General features: G+C 63.4%; 13 protein-coding genes and 1 pseudogene. 12 read left to right on the plus strand and 2 right to left on the minus strand.

Going from position 1 to position 17,647, the window contains the following annotated elements; genetic code table 11:
• The 5 genes and pseudogenes from ACFFNA_RS28635 (at nucleotide 1) to ACFFNA_RS28655 (ending at nucleotide 7,023) form a co-directional block, all read left to right on the plus strand.
• Nucleotides 1-1,185, plus strand: coding sequence for a mandelate racemase/muconate lactonizing enzyme family protein (locus ACFFNA_RS28635; RefSeq protein ID WP_378923248.1), 1,185 nt, complete (start codon nucleotides 1-3; stop codon nucleotides 1,183-1,185).
• A 251-nt stretch (nucleotides 1,186-1,436) separates the two neighbouring features.
• Nucleotides 1,437-3,101, plus strand: a complete 1,665-nt coding sequence (locus tag ACFFNA_RS28640; protein WP_378923249.1) for an ABC transporter substrate-binding protein — start codon at nucleotides 1,437-1,439, stop codon at nucleotides 3,099-3,101.
• Nucleotides 3,102-3,172: 71 nt separating this feature from the next.
• Nucleotides 3,173-4,126: an ABC transporter permease gene (locus ACFFNA_RS28645; RefSeq protein WP_378923826.1), complete on the plus strand. Its 954-nt coding sequence runs from the start codon at nucleotides 3,173-3,175 to the stop codon at nucleotides 4,124-4,126.
• A complete protein-coding gene (locus ACFFNA_RS28650; protein ID WP_378923250.1) occupies nucleotides 4,123-5,001 on the plus strand; it encodes an ABC transporter permease in 879 nt (292 codons plus the stop codon). Before ACFFNA_RS28645 ends, ACFFNA_RS28650 begins: the two co-directional genes overlap by 4 nt.
• A pseudogene (locus tag ACFFNA_RS28655) lies at nucleotides 4,994-7,023 on the plus strand (dipeptide ABC transporter ATP-binding protein). Before ACFFNA_RS28650 ends, ACFFNA_RS28655 begins: the two are co-directional and overlap by 8 nt.
• A gap of 37 nt (nucleotides 7,024-7,060) precedes the next feature.
• On the opposite strand, the gene ACFFNA_RS28660 reads toward ACFFNA_RS28655, so the two are convergent.
• A complete protein-coding gene (locus ACFFNA_RS28660; RefSeq protein ID WP_378923251.1) occupies nucleotides 7,061-7,963 on the minus strand; it encodes a LysR family transcriptional regulator in 903 nt (300 codons plus the stop codon).
• 113 nt (nucleotides 7,964-8,076) lie between these two features.
• Between ACFFNA_RS28660 and ACFFNA_RS28665 the strand changes: the two genes are divergently transcribed.
• The 7 genes from ACFFNA_RS28665 to ACFFNA_RS28695 all read left to right on the plus strand — a co-directional run bounded on the left by ACFFNA_RS28665 (nucleotide 8,077) and on the right by ACFFNA_RS28695 (nucleotide 16,023).
• The gene (locus tag ACFFNA_RS28665) at nucleotides 8,077-9,732 is read left to right on the plus strand and encodes an ABC transporter substrate-binding protein (protein WP_378923252.1); all 1,656 of its coding nucleotides are present in this window, start codon (nucleotides 8,077-8,079) and stop codon (nucleotides 9,730-9,732) included.
• Nucleotides 9,733-9,821: 89 nt separating this feature from the next.
• Entirely contained in the window at nucleotides 9,822-10,619 is a 798-nt protein-coding gene (locus tag ACFFNA_RS28670; RefSeq protein ID WP_378923827.1) for a DUF427 domain-containing protein, read from the plus strand.
• A gap of 90 nt (nucleotides 10,620-10,709) precedes the next feature.
• Nucleotides 10,710-11,474, plus strand: a complete 765-nt coding sequence (locus ACFFNA_RS28675) for an SDR family oxidoreductase (RefSeq protein WP_378923253.1) — start codon at nucleotides 10,710-10,712, stop codon at nucleotides 11,472-11,474.
• A gap of 250 nt (nucleotides 11,475-11,724) precedes the next feature.
• Nucleotides 11,725-11,886, plus strand: a complete 162-nt coding sequence (locus ACFFNA_RS28680) for a hypothetical protein (protein ID WP_378923254.1) — start codon at nucleotides 11,725-11,727, stop codon at nucleotides 11,884-11,886.
• A gap of 26 nt (nucleotides 11,887-11,912) precedes the next feature.
• Nucleotides 11,913-12,887 carry an ABC transporter substrate-binding protein gene (locus ACFFNA_RS28685; protein WP_378923255.1) on the plus strand — a complete coding sequence of 325 codons (975 nt, stop codon included), beginning with the start codon at nucleotides 11,913-11,915 and terminating at the stop codon, nucleotides 12,885-12,887.
• Nucleotides 12,888-12,964: 77 nt separating this feature from the next.
• Nucleotides 12,965-14,044 carry a quaternary amine ABC transporter ATP-binding protein gene (locus ACFFNA_RS28690; protein WP_378923256.1) on the plus strand — a complete coding sequence of 360 codons (1,080 nt, stop codon included), beginning with the start codon at nucleotides 12,965-12,967 and terminating at the stop codon, nucleotides 14,042-14,044.
• Nucleotides 14,041-16,023 (plus strand): ABC transporter permease, encoded by a 1,983-nt coding sequence (locus tag ACFFNA_RS28695; RefSeq protein WP_378923257.1) that lies wholly within the window; start codon nucleotides 14,041-14,043, stop codon nucleotides 16,021-16,023. Before ACFFNA_RS28690 ends, ACFFNA_RS28695 begins: the two co-directional genes overlap by 4 nt.
• 15 nt (nucleotides 16,024-16,038) lie before the next feature.
• Here the strand turns inward: ACFFNA_RS28695 and ACFFNA_RS28700 are convergent, their stop codons facing one another.
• The gene (locus ACFFNA_RS28700; RefSeq protein ID WP_378923258.1) at nucleotides 16,039-17,397 is read right to left on the minus strand and encodes a trimethylamine monooxygenase; all 1,359 of its coding nucleotides are present in this window, start codon (nucleotides 17,395-17,397) and stop codon (nucleotides 16,039-16,041) included.
• Nucleotides 17,398-17,647: the final 250 nt, after the last annotated feature.

Here is a 17,647-nt window from a genome sequence, read left to right on the forward strand (position 1 = left end):
ATGAAAATCCGCAGCATCAAGGCGACGCCGATCAACCTGCGCCTCGAGGCGCCTTACGCCTGGGTGTTCGGCGAGCTCGACGGGTTTTCGCCAACCATCGTCGAGGTCGAGACCGAGGATGGCTTGATCGGCCTCGGCGAGGCGCCAACACCGGCGGCGGCCGCGATCATCAATGATGTCCTGGCGCCACGTCTGGTCGGCCGCGACGCCTTCGACATCGCCGGCGCCGAGAATGTCTGCCTGCCCTTCTGGACAGGCGTGCAGTCGATCAACGACCGCACCCGCATCATGGCCTTCGGCGCCATCGAAATGGCGTTCTGGGATCTGCGCGGCAAGGCGTGGAACCAGCCGCTTTACCAGCTGCTCGGCGGCGCCGTGCGCAAGGACATCCCGTTCACCGACTATTTCTCGCTGCGCGGCGACGGTCCAAAGGTCAAAGGCGAGACGACGCCGGAAGAAGTCGCCGATTATTGCGTCGAACTGCATGAGACCCATGGGACGACCTTCTTCGAAGGCAAGTTTTCGACGCAGGATCCGAAAATCTCGCTCAGGATGGTCGAGCTGATCCGCAAGAAACTTGGCGACGATGCGATGATCCGCATCGATTCCAACCAGGCCTATTCGCTGGCGACGGCGCGTCGCCTTGCGCGGCCGCTGGAGGAGCTGGGCGTGCGCAACTGGGAGGACCCGGTGGCGACCATCGAGGAGATGCGCGAGTTGCGGCGTCATTGCTCGATCCCGTTCTCGACCCACAACATCGACATTGCCCGCGCCATGGAAACTAAGGTTCCGGACGCCTTCGTCGGCAACCCGACGACGCATGGCGGCATCGGCCGCCTGCTGCGTTTCGTCGGCGCCTGCGAGCATGCCGGCATCGATTTCTGGTGCTACAGCGGCGACAGCGGCATCGGCAGCGCGGCCTATCTGCATCTGTGCGCGGCACTCGGCTGGATCAGGGAGCCGAACCAGTCGCTGTTTCGCATGCTGCCGATGGATGTCACCGAGGAAGGGCCATTTTCGCCCAGAAACAACGTTGTGCGCGTTCCGGAAGGCCCCGGTCTCGGCGTGATGTTGTCGCGGGAAAACCTCGCGGCCTGTCACAGAGACTTTACCGAGAACGGACCGTGCAACAAGTATCATGACCCGGCAAAGCCCGGAACCTATCGCCGTTTGCCGCTGAACTAGATGACGGCAGGCGACCAAGACAGGCGGCCAAGAGACGAGAAGCCAACCGCCGCGACTTCGGTCGGGAAGGTTGGACAAAGACGGGTGAAAACAGTGCAGCCAAGAATCCGGCGCATCCAAGCCAACGACTGGATGGACCGGACAAAATCGCATGCTACAGTCCCGGTCAGCGGGCTACCCTGGCGGCCGGAAAATGGAGCTATCCGCAAAAATTCGTTAGTCATAAAAACATAGGGGAAGGGTAAAAACCCATGAGCAAGAATTATCACATTCTCGACCTGATCCGGCGCAATCGCTCGCCGCTTGAAAATCACCTGATCGATGGCCTCGTCGACGGCAGGGTCAGCCGCCGCGACTTCATCCGCCACGGCAGCCTGCTCGGCCTGTCGCTGCCGCTGCTGGGCCGTATCGGCATGGCCGCCGGCCTCGGCGGCATGCCGTCGCTGGCGCGCGCCCAGGGTGCACCCGGCGCCACCATACGTGTCGCCAGCAGCGTGCCGGCGGCGACGATCGACCCGGTCACCATCGCGGACGCCGGCGGCCTGCTGGTCATGCAGCAGGTTGCCGAGTTCCTCTGCGTCGACGGGCCCGACCTCGTGCTGCAGCCGGCGCTGGCCGAAAGCTGGAAGCCGAACGACACCGGCACCGTGTGGACCTTCAAGCTGCGCAAGGGCGTGAAATTCCACAGTGGCGGCGAGATGAAGGCCGACGATGTCGTGGCCAGCATCGACCGCCTTGCCGATCCGGCGAACTCGTCCAACGCGCTGTCGGTGTTCACCGGCATCCTGCAGAAGGGCGCCAGCAAGAAGGTCGACGACTACACGGTGGAATTCCACCTCGACGCCCCGAACGGCAACTTCCCCTACATGCTGTCGTCCGACAATTACAACGCCGTCATCATCCCGGCGAGCTACAAGGGCGACTACGAGAAGAGCTTCGACGGCACTGGGCCGTTCAAGATCGAGAAATACACGGCAAAGGTCGGCGCTTCCTTCGTCCGCAACGAAGACTATTGGGGTCCGAAGGCGTTGCCCGAACGCACCGAGTTCACCTTCTTCGCCGACACGCAGCCGCAGATCCTGGCACTACAGGGCGGCCAGGTCGACATCATCAACCAGTTGCCGGTGCTGGCCGGCGTCGCACTGCTCAACGATCCAGGTATCGACATCATCAGCCTGAAGTCGGTCGCGCACCAGCAACTGCATCTGCGGTGCGATTCCGATCCGTTCAAGGACCCCCGCGTACGTCGCGCCATCGCCCTCAGCCTCGACCGCGATAAGCTTGTTGCCGGCCTGATGAAAGGCCGGGCTTCGCCCGGCAATGACAGCCCGTTCGCCCCGGCCTACCCCTCGACCGATGCGAGCGTGCCGCAGCGCAAGCAGGATATCGCCCAGGCCAAGCAGCTGATGGAAGCCGCGGGCGCCGGCAAGGGCTTCAAGGTGACGCTGACCACCGAGCGCTACCTCGAAATCCCCGAATACGCCCAGCTCATCCAGAACTGGGTCAAGGAGATCGGCATCGAACTGGAGCTCAACATCCTCGACCAGGGCGCCTATTACGGCGATGCGGTGTTCGGCAAGTCGAACTGGCTGGATTCGGTGATGGGCATCACCGACTACGGACACCGCGGCGTGCCGAACGTCTTCCTGGCCGCGCCACTGAAGAGCGACGGCACCTGGAACGCCGCGCACTTCAAGAACAAGGACTACGACACGCTGGCGACCAGCTACATCGCCGCGCTCGACCTCGAGGCGCAGAAGGCGACGGCGGGCAAGATCCAGAACCTGCTGCTCGAAGAAACGCCGGTCATCTTCGGCTATTTCTACGACTATCTGACAGCGACGGCGAAAGGCGTGGCCGGCGTGCAGCCGACGGCGATGTCGCAGCTGTTCCTCGACAAGGCATCGAAGGCCTGAACGGAAAGGGAAAGCCAATCCTGTAACAGCCAGCTCCCTCACGGGGGCTGGCTCCACAAGGAGTCTTAGCCATTCTCTCCTTCCTTGCCCGGCGTGTCTCGCTGTCGCTGGTGACGCTGTTCCTGCTCAGCATCATGGTGTTCCTGGGCGGCCAGGTGCTGCCCGGCAATGTCGGACGCGCGATATTGGGCCCGTTCGCCGACCAGCGTGCTGTCGACGCTCTCAATCACACGCTCGGCGTCGATCGCCCGCTGCTGGCGCAGTACTGGGGCTGGATCTCGAACTTCGTCCAGGGCGACATGGGTACGTCCTACATCTTCCGCTCGCCGGTCGCGCCCTTCGTCATCGATGCGCTCGGCAATTCGATGAAGCTGGCGGCGGTCGCCTTCGTGCTGGTGGTGCCGATCGGCATCCTTGGCGGGGTCGTTGCCGCGCTCAATCTCAACCGGCCGCTCGACCGCATCATCAGCCTTGGCGGCCTGTCGGTGACGGTGCTGCCGGAATTCGTGACCGGCATCATCCTGATCCTGATTTTCGGCGTCTGGCTGCGCTGGCTGCCTATCTCAGCCGCATGGCCGCGCAATGCCGGCTTCTTCACCCAGCTCTATTATCTGATCCTGCCTGCGCTGCCGCTGTTCCTGGTGCTGTTCGGCTACATCGCCCGCATGGCGCGCTCCGGCATGATCGAGGCGCTCGATTCCGACTACACGCGAACAGCCGTGCTCAAGGGCCTGCCATGGCGCACGGTGATCTGGCGGCATGTGCTGCGCAACGCCTTGTTGCCGACCATCACCGTCATCGCGACGCAGACCGGCTATCTCATCGGCGGCCTCGTCGTGATCGAAACGCTGTTCCGCTACCAGGGCATCGGCTCGCTGATCTTCACGGCGGCGCGCGGCAAGGATTTCCCGATGCTGGAATCGGGAATTCTCACCATCGGCATCGTCTACGCGGTGGCGACGCTTGCCGCCGACTTTCTCTATTCCGTGCTCAATCCGCGCATCCGGCTGGGGTCAGATCAATGAGCGCCGTTCAAACCACCTCCCCCACCCCCGATGACATGCGCCGGCGTGGGCCCTTGGCTGAGGCGCTGTTTTCGCTGCTGCGCTCCGGCACCTTCCTGACCGGTTTCGCCATCGTGCTGTTCTGGGTCGCTTGCGCATTGTTCGGCGAGCATTTCGCACCCTATGACCCGCTTGCCGACGACATCCTCAACGCGCTGGCACCGCCTTCGGCCGAACACTGGTTCGGCACCGACCAGATCGGCCGCGACGTCTTCTCGCGCGTCATCGTCGGCTCGCGCGACATCCTGACCGTCGCCCCGCTGGCGACCTTGCTGGCGACGGTGGCCGGCACGGCGCTCGGCCTCGTCACCGGCTATTTCCGCGGCCTTGTCGACGATGTCGTCAGCCGCATCCTCGAAGCCTTCATGGCGATCCCGGTGGTCATCGTCGCGCTATTGGCCATCGTGGCGCTCGGCACATCGAAGACGACGGTCATCGTCGTCATCGGCCTCAGCTTCGCGCCGATCATCGCGCGCACGGTGCGCTCCGCGGTGCTGGCCGAGCGCGAACTCGATTATGTCGCCGCCGCACAGCTCAGGCATGAAAGTGCGCTGCATACGATGTTCGTGGAGATCCTGCCGAACGTCATCCCGCCGATCCTGGTCGAAACCACCGTGCGTCTTGGCTACGCCATTTTCGCGGTCGCCACGCTCTCCTTCATGGGCTTCGGCATCCAGCCGCCCTCACCCGACTGGGGGCTCTCGATCTCCAACAATTACGGCATGATCGGCGGCGGTTTCTGGTGGACGGTGCTGTTCGACGCGCTCGCCATCGCCTCGCTGGTGATCGGTGTCAATCTGGCGGCCGACGGCGTTCACGGAGCGCTCAATGACTAAGTCCGCCAAGGCAGAAAACGCCCTCGAACTGCACGATTTGTCGGTTGCCTACCGCGTTGCCGGCCGCAACCGCGCGGTGCTGCGCAACCTCAGCCTCAACATTGGCCAGGGCGAAGCCTACGGGCTGGTCGGCGAGTCCGGCTGCGGCAAATCCACCGTTGCGCTCACCGTCGTGCGCTATCTGCCAAGAAACGGCTCGATCACCGGCGGCGAGATCTCGCTCGACGGCCAGGACGTCATGAAGCTGGATGCCGAAGCGCTCAGGCGGGCGCGGGCCGAGAGCGTCTCCATGGTCTACCAGGACCCGGGCAAGGCGCTGAACCCGTCGATCCGCGTCGGCCGCCAGCTGACCGAGATCTTTGAACTCGGCGGCATAACGGGACAGGCAGCCATCGACCGCGCGATCGCCATGCTGAACCGGGTGCGCATCTCCGACCCGACAAGCGTCATGCAGCGTTATCCACACCAGCTTTCCGGCGGCATGCAGCAACGCGTGGCGATTGCCATGGCGCTGGCCAACGATCCATCGATGCTGATCCTCGACGAGCCGACGACCGGTCTCGACGCGACGGTGGAGGCCGAAGTGCTCGACCTGATCGCACAGCTCAGGCAGGAGCTGTCGGCCTCGATCCTGTTCATCAGCCACAACCTCGCGGTCGTCTCCAACATGTGCGACCGGGTCGGCGTGCTCTATGCCGGCATGCTGGTCGAGGAAGGGCCGACCGAGGACGTGTTCAACGATCCGCGCCATCCCTATACGGTGGCGCTGCTGCGCTGCCTGCCGCGCGGCGGCCAGCGCAAGGACCAGGGTCGGCTCGACACCATTCCGGGCTTCCTGCCCGGCATTGGTGCTGACATCAAGGGATGCGCCTTCGCCGATCGCTGCGCGCTCGCCGACGACCGCTGCCGCAGCGAATTGCCGCCGCTCTATGATCTGGGCGGCCGGCTGTCGCGCTGCTTCTATCACGAGAAGGCGCAGGCGCTGCCGCGCGCAACCCCGAGCGACGTTGCGCCTGCACCAAAGGCGGCAGCAGCACCGGTGCTGCGGATCGCGGGGCTGAACAAGACCTATACCAGCCATGGCCATGCGCTGCGCGCCGTGAAGGACGTGTCGCTCGATCTGCGACCGGGAGAGACGCTTGGGCTTGTTGGTGAATCCGGCAGCGGCAAGACGACGTTCGCCAGGCTGCTGCTCGGCCTGGTGCCACCAGATGGAGGCGGCACCATCGAACTCGAGGGCAAGGCGCTGGCGCCGCGGCTGGAAAACCGCAGCGACGACCAGATCAAGGCAATGCAGATCGTCTTCCAGAATCCGGACTCGGCGCTCAACCGCTCGCATTCGATCCGGCACCTGATCGGCCGCGCGCTGAAGCGGTTGGCGGGTTTGAGCGGCAATGCGCTGGAGGCTCGCCTCAACGACCTCGTCCGCTCGGTGCGGCTGACCGACCGGCATCTCGCCGTCAAGCCGCGCCAGCTTTCGGGCGGCCTGAAGCAGCGTGTCGCCATAGCGCGCGCCTTCGCCGGCGACCCGCGCATCGTTGTGTGCGACGAGCCGACATCTGCGCTCGACGTGTCGGTGCAGGCGGCCATCCTCAATCTGCTCGCCGACCTGCAGTCGAAGGAAGACGTCAGCTACATCTTCATCTCGCATGATCTTGCCGTGGTGCGTTACCTCTCGGACAAGATCGCCGTGCTCTATCTCGGCCGGATCATGGAACTCGGACCGTCGGAAGACGTCTTTTCCGGCCCGCATCATCCCTACACCGAAGCGCTGCTGTCGGCCGTGCCCAAGCTCGATCAGACCGAGACGGCGCGCATTCGCCTCGACGGCGAAATCCCCAGCGCCACCAACCCGCCGTCGGGCTGCGTGTTCCACACACGCTGCCCGCGCAAGATCGGGGCGATCTGTGAGCAGCAGGAGCCGCCGCTGGCCGAGGCGCACCCCGGCCACTCGATCCGCTGCCATATCCCCTACGCCGAACTTGCCGGCTACAGAAGGCGGTGATGACCGAGCCGGCATAGCGAGCATCACTCTTGGATGCTCCTGTGACCTGGCCCGTCACATCCGGCCGGTCATGCCCAGGGAACGGTCGCCTTCCGAAAAGCCCTGACCTTCCGCCCAGTCTCTGGCCAGCGTGCGCAGCCCGGTGAGCGCCACATCCAGAACATCCGACGAGACGGGATTCGAGGGATAGGCGAGATAGATAGGCCGCTGGAACACCGGCGCGTTGTCGATGCGCCGCATTTCGCCACGCTCGATATGGGTGCTGACGGCGCTGAGCGGCAGATAGGCCGCCGCTTGCTGCGATAGCACATGCTGCAGCCCGATGAAGACCAGTCCGGCTGAGATGGCCGGCTTCACCATGCCGGCAAAGGCGCGGTCGTGCTCGATGCGGAACTCCAGCCCCCAATCCATCAGAATGTAGTTCTCGGTCCACGGCTTCGTCTGCGCCGCATGCTGAACAAGCACGACCTGATCGACCGCCAGCGTTTCGTAGACGATGCCAGGATGCGGGCGCGGCAGATAGAGGATGCAGATGTCGAGCAGGCCCTCCGCCAGTTGATCGATCGCCAGATCCGGGAAACTGCCCTCTAACCGCAGCGCCACGTTCGGCCGCCTGGCGCGCATCCACTCGACCCATGGCGAGGTGATGCGGTCCCACAGATAGGCGGGCGCGGTTAGCCGCAGCAAGGTCTCATAGCCATCGGGAACGGCGATGTCCTGCCTGGATTGCTCCCAGGTGCGGGTGATGGAAGAGGCGTGCGGCAGGAACTGCCGGCCGGCCGGCGTCAGCGTCACGCCATCGCGATCGCGCACGAAAAGCCGGCGCCCCAGCTGCTCCTCCAGCCCGCGGATCCGCGCGCTGACAGTGGACTGGGCAAGGTTCAGCCGGCTGGCCGCGACGGTGAAGCTGCCATGGGTGGCAACTTCGAGAAAGCTGCGCAGATTTTCAGTGTCCATGGCTCACCCCTTGCATCGAAAATTTCGATGACCCCTATCAAAAAATATCGCTTTCCGGCGGCAGTCAACAATGAACTAGATGACAAAACCCAAGCCAAGCGAGGAATGCAGCCATGCCAAAGCATTTCAGGATGATCGACGTCGCTCGCAGAAATCTCCCAGCAATCGAAAATTCCGCTGTCGATGAATTGCTCGCCGGCAGGATGGACCGGCGCGATTTCCTGCGCCATGGCACCGTGCTTGGCCTGTCCCTGCCATTCCTCGGCAGCCTCGTTGCCGCCGCCGGCCTCGGCACGCAGCAGGCCCGCGCCGAGGGCAAGCCGGGCGGCACCGTGCGCGCAGGCGTCGCCACGCCGGGCGGCGCCATCGATCCCGTCACCTATTATGACAGCGGCAGCTACCAGCTGGTTTTCCAGACCGCCGAGTTTCTCTGCATCACCCAGCCGGACCTCACCTTGAAGCCGGTGCTGGCGGAAAGCTGGGCGCCGAACGAGGACGGCAGCGTGTGGACCTTCAAGCTGCGCAAGGGCGTGAAATTCCACAATGGCGAGGACTTCAAGGCCGACGACGTCGTCGCGACCTTCGACCGGCTGGCCGACCCCAGCGGCGCCTCGAACGCGCTGTCGGTGTTCAAGGGCCTGCTGTCGAAGGGCGGCACCCGGAAGGTCGACGATCACACCGTCGCCTTCCATCTCGATGCGCCGAACGGCAGCTTTCCCTATTCGGTGTCGATCGACAATTACAACGCCGTCATCTTGCCGGCGAGCTACAAGGGCGACTACGAAAAGACCTTCGAGGGCACCGGACCATTCCGGCTGGAGACCTACACGCCGAAGGTCGGCGCGACCTTCGTGCGCAACCCCGATTATTGGGGCGAGAAGGCATTGCCCGACCGTCTCGAATTCAAGTTCTATGGCGACGTGCAGCCGCGCATCCTGGCGCTGCAGGCTGGCGAGGTCGACATCCTCGACGCGGTTCCGCTCGATGTCAGCCAGGTCGTGCTCAACAGCCCCGACATCACCGTGCTGCGTGTCGCCTCGACCGCGCACCGCCAGCTTCACATGCGCTGCGACACCGGCCCGTTCACCGACAAGCGCGTGCGCCAGGCCTTGGCGCTGTGCATCGACCGCTCCAAGCTGGTCGATGGCCTGTGCCGCGGCATGGCGGCGACCGGCAATGACAGCCCGTTCGCGCCGGCCTTCCCCGCGACCGACAAGACGGTGCCGCAACGCGTCCAGGATATCGCCAAGGCCAGGCAGCTGCTTGAAGCAGCCGGCGTTGCCAGCGGCTTCGACATCACGCTGACGACGTTGCGCTATTCCGACATTCCCGGCTACGCGCAGCTGTTCCAGAATTTCGCCAAGGAAATCGGCGTCCGCATCGCGCTCAACATCGAGGACCAGGACAAATATTACGGCAAGGCGGTGTTCGGCCAGTCGGACTGGCTGGACAGCCCGCTCGGCATCACCGACTACGCGCACCGCAGCGTGCCCAACGTCTTCCTCAAAAGCCCGCTGGTCAGCGACGGACCCTGGAACGCGGCGCATTTCAAGAGCCCGGCCTATGACGGCATGGTCACCAGCTACCTGAAAGCGCTCGACGTTGGCCCACAGCGCAGCGCCGCCTCCGACATCCAGAAACTGCTGCTCGACGAGACGCCTGTCATTTTCAGCTATTTCCCCGATCTGCTGGTGCCGGTGCGCAAGAATGTCAGCGGCTTGCCGCCGATCGCCGCCGGGCTGCTGCTCGATCGCGTGTCATTGAGTTGATCGTGCGCCAGCGTCCGATCATAAAAGAAAAGAACCGGGAGAGTACCATTCGCAAGCGCCACCTGCGCGGCCGCGGGCCGCATTTTCCGCTGCTCGACAGCATCACCCAATATGATTTCGAGCCGGGCTATGTCGCCTTCACCATGCCGACGCAGAAGCGGCTGCGCGTGCAGGTTGGGTCGATGACGGTCGCCGACACGGTCAACGCGCTGGTGCTCTACGAGTCCGACCATCTGCCGGTCTACTATTTCCCGATGAGCGACGTGCGCGAGGAGTTCCTGCTGCCGAGCACGATGACGACCGAGAGCCCGTTCAAGGGCGTGGCGACCCACTATTCGCTCAACACCGGCGTGACGCTGGTCGAGGACGCGGCCTGGCGCTACGCCGATCCGGTGAAAGGCTGCCCGCCGCTCGCCGACTATATGTCGTTCTACTGGAGCAAGATGGGCCACTGGTTCGAGGAGGACGAGGAGATCTTCGTCCATGCCCGCGATCCGTTCCGTCGTGTCGACTGCCTGCCGTCGTCGCGGCGCGTGCAGGTCATTCTCGACGGCGAATTGGTCGCCGATTCACGCCGTGGCGTGTTCCTGTTCGAGACCGGCCATCCGGTGCGCCACTATCTGCCGATCTCCGACACGCGGCTCGATATGTTCGCGCCCAGCCGCTACATCTCGCGCTGCCCCTACAAGGGCATCTCCAGCTACTATCACGTGACGACCAAGGCCAAGCGCCACGAGAACCTCGTCTGGTACTATCCCGAGCCGGTGCACGAGGCGGAGCGTATCAAGGGGTTGGTCTGCTTCCACCACGAACTGGTCGACAAGGTCCTGGTCGACGGCGTCGAAATCCCGAAGGAAGCCACGGCCGCGTCGGACGGTTATTTCTGAACGATAGCGCCCTTGGTCCGCTTGCGGGCAGAGCACGCTTGATCGAAACACGGTTCAGCGCATACCCTCCCCAAGGCAGGGAGGGCTATCATGGATCTTTTCAAGCTGGATGGCGACGTCGCGCTGGTCACCGGCGCCGGCAGCGGCATCGGCCAGGCAATCGCGATCGGGCTGGCCGAGGCGGGTGCCGATGTCGCCTGTTTCGGCCATACCTCGAAGGGCGGGCTGGACGAAACTGCCCACCGGATCACGGCGCTCGGTCGCAAGGCGCTGGTCCTGACCGGCACGGTGACATCGCAGAGCGATCTCGCGGCGGCGATCGATCGTGTCGAGAGCGAACTCGGCGCGCTGACCGTCGCCGTCAACAATGCCGGCATTGCCGGTTCGGAACCGGCCGAGACGCTGTCGCTGGAGACATGGCAGAACGTGCATGAGGTCAATGTCGCCGGCGTGTTCCTGTCCTGTCAGGCTGAAGCCCGCAAGATGCTGACCCGCCGCAAGGGCTCGATCATCAACATCGCCTCGATGTCGGGCACCATCGTCAACCGGGGACTGACGCAGGCGCACTACAACTCCTCGAAAGCCGCCGTCATCCACATGTCGAAGAGCCTCGCCATGGAGTGGGCCGATCGCGGGCTGCGCGTCAATGTCGTCAGCCCCGGCTATACGCTGACGCCGATGAACAAGCGGCCGGAGGTGGCGGAAGAAGTCAAGATCTTCAAGCGCGACACGCCGATGGGGCGCATGGCGGCCCCGGAGGAAATGGTCGGACCGACGGTGTTCCTGGCCAGCCGCGCCTCGAGCTTCGTCACCGGCCTCGACCTGATTGTCGATGGCGGCTACGTCTGCTGGTAGGACGGAAGATCTGGCGGCCGGGCTCGACTTCGCCTGCGGTCTGAAATTATGCATCCCGCGGGCGTTAGTCGTTGCGCGACATGAACCTTGGTATATATAATTTCATCCTATGAAACGGTCTAGGCGAGATGGGGCTTGCCTGGGCCAACAGCCGAGATCATGGGACCTTGATGGCTCGCACCTTGCAGGGCGCCGCAAGACTGGTAATTGATCCGCGGATGATCGCTCCCGCAGCGATCCGTCGGCAGCCATGACGCTGACACTCAAGTCCTATTCGACCATCACCAGAATTGAGCACCATCTTGCCTGCCTTGGCCAAAGCCAGGGCGACAATTTGGCGCCGACGGCCTTGCGCATCGACCAGTCTTACCAACACAATCAAGAAAAGCCGCAAGAAGGGAACCAACGATAATTTTCACAGCTTGAAGGAGAACAAGCATGTCATTTCGCAGCCAGATCTCGAAACTGTCGATGGGCGCCGTCGCGCTCGCGACCCTAAGCCTGCTGACACCTTCCGCCCAAGCCGCAGCACCCGAATCCAACGACCCGATCAAGATCGCGCTGTTCGACTGGACCAGCGTCAATCTGAACGCCAAGATCCTCGGCGGCATCCTGGAAAAGCTCGGCTATACCGTCGAATATCCGACTGCCGACTATCTCTCCAGCCTGACCACGGGTCTCACCAATGGCGACCTCGATGTCGGCCTGGAGTTCTGGGACACGACGGCTGGCGAAGCCATGAAAGCCTCCGATGCTACAGGCCAGACCGAACGGCTCGGCAAGCTCGGACCCAAGGCCAAGGAAGAGTGGTGGTTTCCCGAATACATGAAGGAAAAATGCCCAACCTTGCCGGACTGGCATGCCTTGCTCGACGCCACTTGCGCGGCTTCGTTCTCGACGGCCGAGACAGCACCCAAGGGTCGCTATCTCGGCGGCCCGGTGACATGGGAAGGGTTTGACGACGAGCGCGTCGAAGCGCTGAAACTGCCCTTCACCGTCATCCATGCCGGCACCGACGCGGCGATGTTCGCGGAGCTCGATTCCGCCTATCAGCGCAAGGCGCCGATCATGCTGTGGATTTATTCGCCGCACTGGGCGCCGGCCAAATACAAGGGCGAATGGGTGCAGTTCCCCGAATACACGCCCGAGTGCTACAACGATCCGAAATGGGGCGTGAACCCCGACGCCAAATATGACTGCGGCAAGCCGCATGGCGAGATCTGGAAATACTCCTGGTCCGGCATGAAGGACAAGTGGCCGGTCGCCTACAAGGTGGCGAAAGCCTACACGATCGACACCGACGAGCTCAACAAGATGAGCGGCGACATCGACCTCGGCGGCAAGACGCCGGAAGACGTCGCGGCCGCCTGGATCGCAGCGCACGAGGCAGACTGGAAAGCCTGGGCGCAGTGATCGTTCCGACTGGAAAAATGAGACCCGGCTGCTGATCAGCCGGGTCTCGATTCCTGATGTTCCAGAAGGACGATTGGATGACGGATACGACTGAACAGGCACCGACACAGCCGGGCAAGGATGCCCGCCCGATAAAGCTTGCCTGCCGCAACGTCTGGAAGCTGTTCGGATCGAACGCGGCCAATTTCATCCGCGAGCGCGATGGCAAGGCCAGCATGGCCGACGTCACTGCTGCCGGACTGGTCGGTGCCGTGCGCGCCGTCGATCTGGAGATCCGCCAAGGCGAGATTTTTATCATCATGGGCCTGTCAGGCTCCGGCAAGTCGACGCTGGTGCGCTGCATGTCGCGGCTGGTCGAGCCGACCCACGGCAAGGTCGAATTCGAGGGTAAGGACCTGCTGACAATCTCCGATGCGGCGCTGATCGAATTGCGGCGCCATCGCATGGGGATGGTGTTCCAGAATTTTGCGCTCTTGCCGCATCTCAACGTGCTGGAAAACATCGCCTTTCCACTCAGCATCCAGGGGCAGGATCGGCCGACACGCGAAGCGCGGGCCCGCGAGGTCATCGAGCTTGTCGGCCTGCGCGGCCGCGAGCATTTCTATCCGCGCGAGCTTTCCGGTGGCCAGCAGCAGCGTGTCGGCATCGCCCGCAGCCTGGCGACCAAACCGGAAATCTGGTTTCTCGACGAGCCGTTCTCGGCACTCGACCCCTTGATCCGCCGCGAGATGCAGGACGAACTGATGCGGCTGCAGACGATGCTGCACAAAACCATCGTCTTCATTACCCATGATTTCGACGAAGCGATCCGGCTGGCCGACCGCATCGCCATCATGAAGGACGGCGAGGTCATCCAGATCGGCACGCCGGAGGAACTGGTGGTCAACCCGGCGACCGATTATGTCGCCGAGTTCACCCGCGACGTCGACCGCGCCAAGGTGATCTCGGCGCGCAGTCTGATGCGCGCTTGCGACGGCGCCGAGCATGGCGGCACGGTGGCACCGGATGCCAAGATAGCCAGCTTTTCGGCAAGCATCGTTTCGGCCGGCAAGCCGTTCGCGGTGGTCAACGGCACTGGCAAGCCGATCGGCGAAGTGACGCCGCAAGCGGTGATCGATCTGCTGGCCGGCATCGATCGTTCGAGGGTCGGCGCATGACGGTGACGGCTGGCGCCAGCGAGGCAAAGGCGCGTCTGGTTCAGATCTGGCTGATCGTCTGGGCTTCGGCACTTGCCGCCGTGCTTGTTGTGTTCCTACTGCAGGACAGCCTGCCCTGGGCCGTCAACTATCCGGCCAGCGCGATCGTGCCGGTCGCCGACTGGGTCAGCGCATTGATGCGCTGGATCAAGTCGAACCTGTCCTGGCTGACACGCTCGATCACCGCCGTGCTCGGCGTGCCGCTCGACTTCGCGCTCAATCTGCTGGCCAAGAATTTCAAGATCGGCCACGGCGCCGACGCCTATGTCTTGCCACGCCTGTCCTGGGTCGGCGTCTGCGCTGCTGCGTTCCTTGCCGGGCATGCCGCAGGCGGCCGGAAGCTCGGCATGCTGGTCGGCGGCTGTTTCCTCTACATCGCGCTGTTCGGCCAATGGACCAGCGCCATGCTGACGCTGGCGCTGATCTCCATCGCCGTGCCGTTCTGCATCGTCACCGGGCTGTTCGCCGGCATCTGGGCATGGCGCAAGCCATGGGCGGAAAGGCTGATCGTCTCCCCTGCGCTTGACCTGATGCAGACGATCCCGACCTTCGCCTATCTCATCCCGATGCTGCTTTTGTTTGGCAACAGCCCGGTTTCGGCAATGATCGCGACGGCCATCTTCGCCACGCCGCCGATGGTGCGAGCGACGATGCTCGGCCTGTCGCGGGTGCCATCCGAGATCGACGATTTCAGCGAGATGGCCGGCTGCACGGCGCGGCAGAAACTGTGGCGGGTGCTTTTGCCCTCGGCGCGGCCGACGCTGATGGTCGGCGTCAACCAGGTCATCATGCTGGCGCTGAACATGGTCATCATCGCCTCGATGATCGGCGCCGGCGGCCTCGGCTACGACGTGCTTTTGGCGCTGCGGGCACTGAAGGTCGGCGAAGCGATGGAAGCCGGTCTCGCCATTGTCGCGCTGGCCATCGCGCTCGACCGGCTTAGCCAGGCGATCGCGCACAGCCAAGCAAAGGGCCATGTCCATCGGGAGGTGAGCCCGAGCTTCTGGCGGCGTTACCCCAACCTGACACTGGCCATCGCCATCCTTGTCATCACCACGCTGCTCGGCCTGTTCGTGCCGGCCTTCGCGGCGGTGCCGAAAGCGATCACCTTCACCACCGCGCCGCTGTGGAAGGCAGCCGTGAACTGGGTCACGATCAACTTCTTCGACACGATCGAGGCGTTTCGCGTGGCGCTCATCCTCAATGTGCTGAACCCGCTGCGCGCCTTCTGCGAGGGCTTTCCGTGGTTGGGCGCGGTGTTCCTGCTCGGCCTTGCCGGCTATCAGCTCTCCGGCCTGCGGCTCGCGGCCCTGGTCGCCGCATTGACCGCCTTCTGCGCTGTTACCGGGCTGTGGGAAAAGACCATGGCGACGGTCTATCTCTGCGGCATCTCGGCCTTCATCGCGTGCCTGATCGGCATTCCCATTGGCTTGATGGCCTCACGCAGCGACCGCTTCGAGAAGATCGTTGCGCCGGTCATCGACACGCTGCAGGTGCTGCCGTCCTTCTGCTTCATCATTCCGGTGGTGATGCTGTTCCGGGTCGGCGACGTCACGGCGATGATCGCCACCGTCGCCTTCGCCGTGGTGCCAGCCATCCGCTACACCAATCACGGCATCAGGCAGGTGCCGCCGGCGTTGATCGAGGCGGCGAAGGTTTCAGGCTGCACACCGCGCCAGACCTTCTTTCGCGTGCAGCTGCCGCTGGCGCTGCCGGAGATCATGCTCGGCGTCAACCAGACGATCCTGATGGCGCTGGCGATGATCATCATCTGCGCCATGGTCGGCACCCGCGATCTCGGCCAGGAAGTGTTCATCGCGCTGTCCAAGGCCGATTCCGGCCGTGGCATCGTCGCCGGCCTCGCCATCGCCTTCATCGGCATCGTCGCCGACCGGCTGTTCAACGCCTGGACGGCGAAGGCGCGGGCAAGGCTGGGGTAGTGAGAGGCGCGACGGCTACTCCGCCGCGACCCCCTTCACCTCGAGATAGCTCTCCATCGAGTCGTCCAGCGCCTGCAGCCAGGGTGTGTGGTGCAGCGGCGCCATGGTGCCGGTCATCAGCGAGCGATAGGCGTGGTCGCGGAAGCTCATAATGTCTTCCCCCTTGTGGTGCTCCCACTCCATGAAGGTCTGGTTGACCGCCTCGACGTCGAAGCCGGGATAATCGGTCTGGTCCATCAATTCCCTGGTGTAGTCGCCCTGGAACCAGATCATCTGCTCGGCGTCTTCCAGCGTTTCCTCGCGCGCCCGCCACTTTGCGCCGTGCGCTGCCATCGCTTCGGCCGACGGCAATTTGATGCGGCCCATGATGACGTCGCGCGCGAACCAGGCCTGCGCGTCGAACATGTTGAAGGTGTAGAACTGATCCTGCATGCCGATATAGGACAGCTTCGGGTTCTTCTCCCAGACGACGCCCTCATAGAGCCCGTCTGGCCACATGCGGTTGGCGGTCTTGAGCTTCAGATCCTCGGTGAGGAAGGGGAAGGAATGCAGATAGCCGGTGCACAGGATGATGGCGTCGACATCCTTGGTGGTGCCGTCCTTGAAATGCGCGGTCTTGCCGACGACCTTCTGCAGCAGCGGCACTTCTTTCCAATTGTCCGGCCATTTGAAGCCCATCGGCTTCGAACGGTAGCTGGAGGTGATCGATTTGGCGCCGTATTTGTAGCACTGCGACCCGATGTCCTCGGCCGAATAGGAGCGGCCGATGATCAGGATATCCTTGCCCTTGAATTCCATGGCATCGCGGAAATCATGGCTGTGCAGGATGCGGCCGTTGAAGGTCGAGAAGCCTTCGAAATAGGGCACGTTGGGCACCGAGAAATGCCCGGAGGCGACGACGACATTGTCGAACTCTTCCGAGTAGGTGACGTCATTGGTGCGGTCATGCGCGGTGACGGTGAACTTCTTCGTCGCCTCGGAGAAGGTCACCATGCGCACCGGGCTGTTGAAGCGCACCCATTTGCGCACGCCTGATTTCTCAACCCGGCCCTTGATGTAATCCCACAGCACGGCGCGCGGTGGATAGGAGCCGATCGCCCGGCCAAAATGCTCCTCGAAGGTGTAGTCGGCGAATTCCAGGCATTCCTTCGGTCCGTTCGACCAGAGGTAGCGGTACATCGAGCCGTGCACCGGGTCGCCATGCTCGTCGAGGCCGGTGCGCCAGGTGTAGTTCCACAGGCCACCCCAGTCGGACTGCTTTTCGAAGCAGACGATCTCTGGAATGTCGGCGCCCTTGTCGGCGGCCGACTTGAAGGCCCTGAGCTGTGCTAGACCGGACGGTCCGGCTCCGATGACGGCAACGCGACTTTTCATTGCAGGCCTCCCGGTCTGATTTCGACTTTTGGTTTGACGCAATTCCCAAGGGAAAGCGCTATGAGCTTTTCCCGGGAAAACCGTTTCACACTTTTCCTGGAATTGCTCTTACGAAACAAATTTCACTGACAGGACAGTAATTGCCCCTTCGATGCTGTCAACAGCCCCCGTGCTGAAACAGCGTTCCGCCAAGGTGGATTTCCCACAAAAACCGGACACGGCCAAACGCCGGATCGTGGGCATGCGCCTT

Source organism: Mesorhizobium kowhaii, from assembly GCF_042431665.1.
GTDB lineage: Bacteria > Pseudomonadota > Alphaproteobacteria > Rhizobiales > Rhizobiaceae > Mesorhizobium > Mesorhizobium kowhaii.